This is a genomic window from Psychroserpens sp. BH13MA-6 (assembly GCF_052983595.1).
The window spans coordinates 217,175-226,991 of record NZ_JBRJGE010000005.1; the positions used below are offsets into that span (position 1 = coordinate 217,175).

A 9,817-nucleotide genomic window follows, 5' to 3' on the forward strand; every position below is an offset into this window, starting at 1 on the left:
TTAGCCTAAACACTAAGCTAAATTTGTTTTGAAAGCCATCGAAAGATGGCTTTCTTTTTTTAAAAGTGAATCCTAAAACTAACATTAGGCGTAATTCCAAGTGATAAATTTTCAACAGTAATAATCTCATTATTGGAATTCTGAACGTAATAGGTGTTAATAACGTTTTTTCTGTCGAATACGTTCCATACGGAAAGTCCGATGGATGCATTTCGTTTATTGGAGAATTTTAAGGCATAGGTAGCGGATATGTCTGCTCTGAAATAATCACTGAGTCGGCTGCTATTGGGTGCTTCATAATTAATCAGATTATCGTCGTTATTTTGTATGGAAGTAGGTCTTGTTTGTGGTTTACCCGAATGCCAATTAACTCCTAATGCCAATTTTAAATCGTCTATGGTATAGGTTCCTGCAAATGTTGCAGCATGTCTTATATCCAAATTATTAGGGAAGCGTTGCCCATCATTCAGTGTATCAAAATTATAATCGTTATTACTGTAAGAATAACTCAACCATGTACTAAAAGATTCAAATTGTTTATTGATTAAAAAATCGATACCGCGTACTTGATATTTCCCGATGGCATTAACCAGCTGAAACTGATTTTGAAAACCCTGACTTCTACTAGTGATACCTTCAACATCCTTGATAAAAGCTTCTGCACTTATGAGTAATTTGTTTTTATTATAATGAATGCCGAAAGCACCTTGAACACTTTTTATGATCGGAATGTCTTCGTTGTTAGATAGAATCCAACGACGCTTCTCAATACCAAGAAAATCATTCTGTAAATCGATAATTTGCGAGGTTGTTTGACTTTTTAATTCGGCTAAAATTTCTAATCGAAAATCGTTGTTAAGTTTATGGCTAACCGATAGACGTGGTTCTGTAAAAAACTCGGAAAATTTTTCTATGTAGTTGGTTCTAAGTCCAATTCTCGCATAGGTGTTTCTATTGGATGAGGTAAACTCTGCTTCTCCGTAAATAGAATGTGTACGATTTACTTCTTTAACAAAGTTTATAATACTAGGATTGTCCGTTTCTTCTGCATTACTAATAATGACCTCACTAAATTGATAGCCTCCATGTAATTTTAAGTGCTCATCAATATGATTGGTCGCATTTATCTTAACGCCTAAGTCACTCACCTGATTGTCTTGGTCAAATTGTTGATTGTTAACCACATCAAAATTGGTGGCTGTTAGATCATAGTTGGTATAGTATAATTGTGCGGTCGTAGTGAGTTTGCTATTCCAATATTTCAGGTATTCCAATCCAGTCGCAAAATTATTTTGTATCAATGAGTTTTTGAGTGGTTCTTGTGATGTGTCATTGGGCTGTTGATCGTAAGTCAGGCTGTTATTAATGGTTAGAAAATTAAATCGAAATTGATCTTGGTCTGTAATATCATATAAGAATTTTGTAGCCACATCATAAAAGTAAAAGCGCTCATTATTAGAAATGACTTCGGAACTACCTGCTTGTGTGTTAGAAAAATCGCTATCCTGAAAAACGCGTTGTAAATATTGGTCATAAGTTGGTGTGAAAATAAAATCTGTGACCGAGCGTCTTGCCGAAATCTGAAATTCAGCTTGATCATTTAAAGGGATTTTAGCAAAGCCATCAGCATGAATGAGATTAAATCCAACACCAGCTTTAAATTCTTGATCGAGACTGTTGGAGTGTTGCATATCGATAACACTTGAAACGCCATCACCAAATTTAACACTCGTACCATTTTTTGAGATGTTAACAGACTTCGTTAAATAAGGATTAAAAGCAGATACGAGTCCGAAGAAATGTCCGGATTGATACATTTTAATGCCATCCCATAGAATAAGGTTTTGATCGTGTGAGCCTCCACGGACATTGATATTTGACACGCGTTCATCAACACTCATAATACCTGGGAGCGCCTGAATACTCTGTAATATGTCGGGCTCAATGAGTCCAGGTAAGATGCCAAAATCTTCGGTCGCTATACTTATTTTACCGTCACTTTTCTTGGAGATGCCTTTCGTCAGGAAATTGGTGATGATCACTTCTTCAAGTTTCTGGGTAATAAAATCACTCAAAGGATTAATCCGCTTAGAAATAACGATATTCGTAGAACTAACAATAATAAAATCGAGATTCGTTTCAGATTTTAAAAATAGCAAGGCCTCTTCCAAAGTCAAATTGTCTTTAGGTAAAAAAGCGGTTTTGCCCTCAATGGTTTGATCTAAATAGGTAAAATTGGTGTTGAATCTGTTTTCGAGTGTAGTAAGGATGTCGACAAGTGGAATGGGGTCTTTTGAACGGTTCTGCGCTAGACCCTTGACTATATTCAAAAGGAATAAGAGGATGATAAAATAGGTTACACCTTTATTATTCACGTTTTAACTTAATGATATTATCCGTTTTACTATACTTTAATTGTAAAGGTAAAGTAATAGATTTTAAGGCAATTTCAATATCATTATGTGTAAAACTTCCTGTAAAACTTTGAGAGGTGTCAATTTTGTTAACTTCAATAGTGACGTTGTATTGTCGCTCAAATTCGGAAACAACTTGATCAAAAGGAATGCTTTTAAAGCTGCTTTTGTGATTTAGCCATGTTGGGTTGCTTGTAGTTTCCTTCTCTGTAGGGATGACTGTTCCATCAATCATCAAAAATCGATCACCAGGCAATAAAGTTGCTTCAGTTGCTGCTGTGGATACGGCAACTTTACCTTCGTAGCAAGTAACTTCGAAATAGCGGTCACGAGATTTGACATTAAATTGCGTTCCCAAGACAGTGACTGTGCCTAAATCAGTAATTACATCAAATTGTTGCCCTTTAGAGACCTTAAAAAAGGCTTCACCGTTGAGTTGAACTTGACGATTATCTTCCCAATCAGATTCGTTAAATACCATCGTTGTGACAGCATTTAGCTGTGCTTCAGAAGCATCAGGTAAGACTAAGCTCTTATGCTGTGAAGCTACCGTATTCGTTGTTGTGTCACCTGTGGTGGTCCACCAAAAAATACCAAGGCAAACCACAATAATGGCAGCGATCCTTAGTATAAAAGTTTTAGGTTGCATACGTTTTTCACGTTTGTGAGCTAACGCACCTTTGACCTTGTTATAAGCATCCTCCACATCTAAAGATTCTGCCTTAAAGCCTTTTAAATGCTGGTCTAATGCTACCAAAGCATGATAATCCTCTAAGTTCTTGAATGCTTCAAGTTCTTGCGGATTAAGATCATGGTCTAACCATTTTTTTATGAGGTCTTCTCGGTTCATTGTACGTGTTTCATCCATATAACAGTTATAAGCATAAAATTCCTACCCTTATAATTCTTCAATATCTTGTCTTAATTTTTTAAGAGCGCCATAAATCCTTTTTTCTACGGCCTTAGTAGAAATATCCAGAAGTGCGGCAATTTCCTTAAATCGTTTTCCTTCCACGCGATTCATTAAAAAAGCGACGCGTTGTGCTTCTGTTAAATTAGCGATGGCGTTTTCTAGTTTTTCTTTATACTCTTTTTCCTGTAATAGAAACTCTGGATTGATATTCGTACTATGTTTAGTAATCGTTTTTTGATGTTTTAATACCACTTTTTGATGCGCAAATTCATTCAGCATTAAATTGTTTGCTGTGGTAAAAAGAAAGCTTTTAGCCTTGTTCGGTGGAACTTTGCGACAATTTTCCCAAAGCTTGACAAATGCTTCCTGCATTTTATCTTGCGGATTTAATTGATTACCGAATTTATAAAAAAGAAAATCATGTAAATCCTTGGAATATTTTCTAAAGATGGAAGCGAACAACTGTTCCTCACAAATATGTTCCTTAAGTGATTTTGACATGTTAATTTTGGTTGTGGCTAAGTTATAAAAATTATTGAGGTAGGGGTTTTATCTTTTTAATTGTTCTATATAAAATGTTGGTTATCGTTTTAGAAACTAACTGTTAGTTTTAGTTTTTAGTTGGTAAAAAAGGATTGTTCGTCATAACAATCCTTTTTTTGTGTCTTATATTTTGTACTTCGCTTCATAAATACATCACAAATCGCTAAATTTGCATCTTTAAAATTAGAAAAGCATATGTTTAATAATTTAAGTGAAAAGTTAGATAAAGCATTACACGTCCTCAAGGGACATGGGAGTATTACAGAGGTCAATGTCGCTGAAACTTTGAAAGAAGTACGAAGAGCCTTATTGGATGCCGATGTCAACTTTAAGATTGCTAAAGAATTTACCAATACCGTTAAAGATAAAGCACTTGGTCAAAATGTATTGACGAGTTTGCAACCTGGACAGTTAATGGTTAAGCTTGTTAAAGACGAGCTTACGGAACTTATGGGAGGCGATGCAGAAGGTATTAATCTCTCTGGTAATCCGAGTATTATTTTGATGTCAGGTCTTCAGGGTTCTGGTAAAACCACGTTCTCCGGAAAACTTGCTAACTATCTTAAAAATAAAAAAACCAAAAAGCCTTTATTGGTGGCATGTGACGTATATCGTCCTGCTGCGATTGATCAATTGCACGTCGTTGGAGATCAAATTAACGTAGAAGTATACAGTGATAAAGGAAATACAGATCCAGTTGCCATCGCAAAAGCAGGTATTGCGCATGCAAAGGCTAACGGACATAATGTGGTGATTATTGATACAGCAGGTCGTTTGGCAGTTGATGAGGCCATGATGACGGAAATCTCTAATATTCATAAAGCTATTGAGCCACAAGAAACCTTATTCGTTGTGGATTCCATGACAGGTCAAGATGCCGTGAATACTGCCAAAGCTTTTAATGATATTTTGAATTTCGACGGTGTCATCCTAACAAAATTAGATGGTGATACACGAGGTGGTGCGGCGATTTCTATTAAATCTGTTGTGAATAAACCAATTAAGTTTATTGGAACCGGTGAGAAGATGGAAGCGATTGATGTGTTCTATCCATCACGTATGGCAGATAGAATTCTTGGAATGGGTGATGTAGTGTCATTAGTGGAACGCGCTCAAGAGCAATATGATGAAGAAGAAGCGCGAAAGATTCAAAAGAAAATTGCTAAAAATCAGTTTGGATTTGATGATTTTCTGAAACAAATTCAGCAAATCAAGAAAATGGGGAATATGAAAGATTTGATTGGAATGATTCCAGGTGCCGGTAAAATGATGAAGAATGTCGATATCGATGACGATGCCTTTAAAGGTATTGAAGCCATTATTCATTCTATGACACCTGAAGAACGCTCCAATCCTTCTGTCATCAATGCGAGTAGAAAAAAGCGTATCGGAAAAGGATCAGGAACGTCCGTTCAAGAAGTTAATCAGCTTTTGAAACAGTTCAATCAAATGAGCAAGATGATGAAGATGATGCAAGGCGGAAAAGGCAAAGCAATGATGCAAGCTATGAAAGGCATGAGATAATAACTCATGCTTTTTTATTTTAATAAATTAACAATACAATTATAACACAACATGGTAATTTTAGACGGTAAAAAAGTAAGCAACGACATCAAAGACGAAATCAAAGCACAAGTTGATAAAATGGTCGCTAAAGGTGAAAAAGTACCGCATTTAGCAGCCGTAATTGTTGGAAATGATGGTGCGAGTTTAACTTATGTTGGAAGCAAAGTACGTGCTTGTGAGCGTGTGGGTTTTGAATCCACCATGGTGCGTATGTCTAACACCACAAGTGAAATTGAATTGTTGGATAAAATTGAAGAACTGAATCAAAATGATGATATCGACGGATTCATCATTCAGTTGCCGTTACCACCTCAGATCAATACACAAAAGGTACTGATGGCTGTGGATCCTAGTAAAGATGTGGATGGCTTTCATCCGGAGAATTTTGGAAAGATGGCCTTAGATATGAGTACATTTATACCAGCTACACCATTCGGTATTCTTGAATTATTAGATCGTTATGGCGTGGAAACCAAAGGAAAACACACCGTGGTTATTGGTAGAAGCCATATCGTGGGTAGACCGATGAGTATTTTGATGGGACGTAAAGGATTTCCTGGAAACTCAACCGTGACCTTAACGCATAGTCATACCAAAAATATTACACAGATTACATCACAAGCTGATATTATTATCTCGGCTCTGGGTGTTCCTAATTTTCTAAAGGCTGAAATGGTGAAAGATGATGCAGTCATTATTGACGTTGGAATAACAAGAGTACCTGATGACAATTCGCCGAAAGGCTACGTGATTACTGGTGATGTTGATTTTGATAACGTCAGTAAAAAGGCCAGTTTCATTACACCAGTTCCAGGTGGTGTTGGGCCAATGACCATCGCTATGCTGCTCAAAAACACCTTGTTAGCTCGCGAGCAGCGTATGTAAACCATTTAACTATATTGCGGTATGATTCATTTACTGTTAGCATCAGACCGCGTTTCAATATTGAGTTCGGAACATCTCATTCCCATTGGCTTGGCGTTAGTGTTTTCAGTAGTCATCATGCATTATGCAAAGTCACTTCCTCTTAAGAAACAGCAAGTTTTAGTTCATGTAGTTGCCCTTTTAATTTCTCTGGTGGTTGTGGTATTTCATGGTTATAAAATGCTTACCACGACTTATCAAATACAAACGGATTTACCCTTATATCTCTGTAGTTTGTTAGGTATTCTAATTCCGATATTTACCTATTTTAAAAGGTACTGGATGTTTGAGGTTTTAGTATTTTGGATTATTGCTGGTACTTTACAAGGCGTTATCACACCAGATATTTCAGTGGGTTTTCCAAGTTTTGATTATTTCCGATACTGGATTGTCCATTTAGGCTTATTGTTCATCATTTTCTATCATATTTATATTTTTAAGTTGAAACCTCGATTGAAAAGCGTCTTTATATCCTTTTTGGCGTTGCAAGTATATATAGCTTTGATGTTTTTAGTCAATACGCTTTTGAAAGCGAATTACTGCTATTTGAATAAAAAGCCAGAGTCAGCATCTTTATTGGATTATTTTGGAGAATGGCCCATATATATAATCACTGCTCAACTTATTGTAATACCGCTTTTTTTGCTTATTTATCTGCCATTTTACCTCGCAAATAAATATGTAAAATGCATTTTTTGAACAACGATTCAGGTATTATATATGTTTGTTAAACAACAGTTTAGGAGTATGTGAAAACAAGAAAATTCTTACAAGTCTATTCTTTTTAACTTCTTTTTGAGGTCATAATCTAAAAGTCCATAATCGTCGTTTAATTTTTTGTAGTTTAGAATCGAATAATATGTTTTTCTATCCCTACAGATATTATTCAATGAAAAACAATTGCGTTTAAAAAAGGTTGATTAATAGCCCATCAACCCAAGTTTACATTTATATGTTTACCGATTATGTTTGGTTTAATTATTAAAACCAATCATTATGAATTCATTTGCTATTAATTCAATTTTTGTTTGTTGTAGGTTTTACAACGTGTTTTTAAAATTCAAAGTCATGAAGCAAACACTGCTTTTAATGACTTTTTTGTTTTTTGGGACCTCTCTAAGTTACGGACAGTGTCCAGATCACACCTCCAGTGTCTGTGATGGCCAACGCGTCTCCGTCGATGTGGATACCTTGCCTTTTTGTGATGTGGGATCAACGAGTATTGAAGGTGATATTAATCAAAATCTCGATTGTGAAGATATCACTGGGCTTAATTGTTTCGAGTTCATGTTTTTTAGAGCAGAAAATTCAACAACTGAGAGTTTTACCTTTGATGTGGGTCAAGGACAAGGTTGTACCGGAGAATTGGATGCGTCCTATTTTGTTTATGACGGAAGTAGTTGTCAGCCTTTATCTGATGGAGGCTCTCAGACAAATATTACCTTCGATTTTCCTTTAGGTGTGAATGAAATATATATTTACTTGTGTATCAATTCCAATGCGCAAGTGACCATGTGTAATGTTTGTAGAGAACGTCCACCTTGTACAGTCGATGTAGCGTGTCAACAATTAGAGGATATCACGGGCAACTACTGCTCAGGAGATCCATGTAATATTCCAGCGCCAACTACCGTAGTTTCTGAGGTTTTTGCTCAAAATGAATTATGTGATTTTGAAGTGATTATGGAGTCTTCAGATGCAGGGGAAACGGATTGTGTCGATTCGAATGGAAACAATCAAATTGAAGTGACAAGAACCTATACCCTCAAATATTTTGATCTTGGTATCAATGATTTTATAACCATTCAGACTTGTCAGCAAAATATCATTCTTACGCAAGAAAACTGTTGCGTGGCACCATCAATAACTTGTCCGTCTGATGTCACCATTCAGTGTGATGAATCTTCAGATCCTGTGTTTACAGGAGAAGCAACTTCAATTGAAGGCTGTGGTGATGTGATTATCTCTTATGTTGATGTCGAAACACCTCAAGATTGTATCAATGAAACAATCATTACTAGAACATGGACAGCCACAGATGAAAATCAAGATTCTCAGCAATGTGTTCAAATCATAACCGTTGTGGATACTGAAGCACCAGAATTATCTGGAGTGCCTTCAGATATTGTAGTCGCTTGTGATGCTATTCCGGCAGTACCAACTGTAACTGCAACTGATAATTGTACTGCGGAAATCGTCGTCGAATTCGAAGAGCAGTTCCCTAATGCATCCTGTCTTGATGATGCTCAAATTATACAAACATGGACGGCCACTGACGAGTGTGGAAATACGGTTTCACAGTCTAGAACCATTACTCTTATTGATGATACTCCGCCAGTGATAACTTGTCCTGAGGATTTGGAGCTGCAATGTTTTAGTCAGGATCCAGAATGGGATATATCTCCAGAAGCGTTAAACTCATTTGCATCAGCTATAGAAGCCTGTAGTGGTGAGGCTGAAATTGATTTCTCAGATACTACTACGGGTAACGAATGTGGCTTTACTGTTGAAAGGACCTGGTCGGCAACCGACGCTTGTGGCAATCAATCAACGTGTGTGCAAACAATTACAATTATTGATGAAATACCTCCAGTACTATTTAATGTACCTGTAGATGTCACTGTTGAATGTGACGATATACCAAGTGTTCCAGATAACATTTTTGCTACAGATGAATGTGATGAGCTGGTCACTGTGAATTTTAGTGAGACAACTGTAGCAGGTGACTGTGCTAATGCATACACTATTATCAGAACATGGACAGCCATTGATGCTTGTGATAATCAAACTAGTGCATCCCAAAATATTTCGGTTGACGATAACAGCGCACCAGTAGCACCAACAGCTCCAGGAGATCTTAACTTGGAATGTGCAAGTGATATGCCTCCACCATTCGATTTGACAGCTGTTGATAATTGTGATGGAGACATTACGGTAAGTCCATCAGCAGTGGTGACACCAGGAGACTGTGCCAATCAATTCACCATGATCAGAACATGGACCTTTACAGATCTTTGTGGTAATACGAGTAGTGTGAGCCAAACGATTAACGTGAACGATAATACTGCTCCAGTAGCACCAACAGCTCCAGCAGATCTCAATTTGCAATGTGCAAGTGATGTGCCTCCACCAGTAGAGCTGACAGCAGTGGATAACTGTGATGGTGACATTACGGTTAGTCCTACGACAGTGACAATCTTCGGTGAATGTAATAATCAGTTTTCTCAAGTACGCACATGGACCTTCGTAGATGGCTGTGGTAACGTGAGTAGCGTCAGCCAAACGATTAACGTTAACGATGATACCGCTCCAGTAGCACCAACAGCTCCTGTAGACCTTAACTTGCAATGTGCAAGTGATGTGCCAGATTTAGTGGAACTGACAGCAGTAGATAACTGTGATGGTGACATTACGGTTAGTCCTACGACAGTAACAATCTTCGGTGAATGTAATAATC

7 protein-coding genes are annotated in these 9,817 nt (G+C 37.0%); 4 read left to right on the plus strand and 3 right to left on the minus strand.

Translation table 11 applies throughout. From position 1 onward, the window contains the following. Nucleotides 1–59: 59 nt before the first annotated feature. From ACU8DI_RS12265 to ACU8DI_RS12275, 3 genes are read right to left on the minus strand one after another with little or no spacing between them, the layout of a single operon-like run. Nucleotides 60–2,375 carry a TonB-dependent receptor plug domain-containing protein gene (locus ACU8DI_RS12265; protein WP_447113072.1) on the minus strand — a complete coding sequence of 772 codons (2,316 nt, stop codon included), beginning with the start codon at nucleotides 2,373–2,375 and terminating at the stop codon, nucleotides 60–62. Continuing rightward, nucleotides 2,368–3,264, minus strand: a complete 897-nt coding sequence (locus ACU8DI_RS12270) for a FecR family protein (protein WP_447113073.1) — start codon at nucleotides 3,262–3,264, stop codon at nucleotides 2,368–2,370. Before ACU8DI_RS12270 ends, ACU8DI_RS12265 begins: the two co-directional genes overlap by 8 nt. Before the next feature lie 48 nt (nucleotides 3,265–3,312). Then, on the minus strand, nucleotides 3,313–3,828 hold the full coding sequence (locus ACU8DI_RS12275) for an RNA polymerase sigma factor (RefSeq protein WP_447113074.1): 516 nt from the start codon (nucleotides 3,826–3,828) through the stop codon (nucleotides 3,313–3,315). A 237-nt stretch (nucleotides 3,829–4,065) separates the two neighbouring features. Between ACU8DI_RS12275 and ffh the strand changes: the two genes are divergently transcribed. The 4 genes from ffh to ACU8DI_RS12295 all read left to right on the plus strand — a co-directional run. Continuing rightward, a complete protein-coding gene (gene ffh / locus ACU8DI_RS12280) occupies nucleotides 4,066–5,394 on the plus strand; it encodes a signal recognition particle protein (protein WP_447113075.1) in 1,329 nt (442 codons plus the stop codon). A gap of 51 nt (nucleotides 5,395–5,445) precedes the next feature. Next, complete coding sequence (locus ACU8DI_RS12285; protein ID WP_447113076.1) at nucleotides 5,446–6,321, plus strand: bifunctional 5,10-methylenetetrahydrofolate dehydrogenase/5,10-methenyltetrahydrofolate cyclohydrolase; 876 nt, start codon at nucleotides 5,446–5,448, stop codon at nucleotides 6,319–6,321. Nucleotides 6,322–6,342: 21 nt separating this feature from the next. Then, nucleotides 6,343–7,059, plus strand: coding sequence for a YwaF family protein (locus tag ACU8DI_RS12290; protein WP_447113077.1), 717 nt, complete (start codon nucleotides 6,343–6,345; stop codon nucleotides 7,057–7,059). Between the two features lie 369 nt (nucleotides 7,060–7,428). Beyond that, nucleotides 7,429–9,817, plus strand: a 2,389-nt coding sequence (locus tag ACU8DI_RS12295; RefSeq protein ID WP_447113078.1) for an HYR-like domain-containing protein, incomplete at its 3' end; no start/stop codon positions are given.

Excerpts from the sequence above, each read along its gene's own strand:
- ACU8DI_RS12270 (WP_447113073.1), bottom strand. The coding sequence starts at position 3,264 with ATGAACCGAGAAGACCTCATAAAAAAATGGTTAGACCATGATCTTAAT.
- ACU8DI_RS12275 (WP_447113074.1), bottom strand. The coding sequence starts at position 3,828 with ATGTCAAAATCACTTAAGGAACATATTTGTGAGGAACAGTTGTTCGCT.
- ffh (WP_447113075.1), top strand. The coding sequence starts at position 4,066 with ATGTTTAATAATTTAAGTGAAAAGTTAGATAAAGCATTACACGTCCTC.
- ACU8DI_RS12285 (WP_447113076.1), top strand. The coding sequence starts at position 5,446 with ATGGTAATTTTAGACGGTAAAAAAGTAAGCAACGACATCAAAGACGAA.
- ACU8DI_RS12290 (WP_447113077.1), top strand. The coding sequence starts at position 6,343 with ATGATTCATTTACTGTTAGCATCAGACCGCGTTTCAATATTGAGTTCG.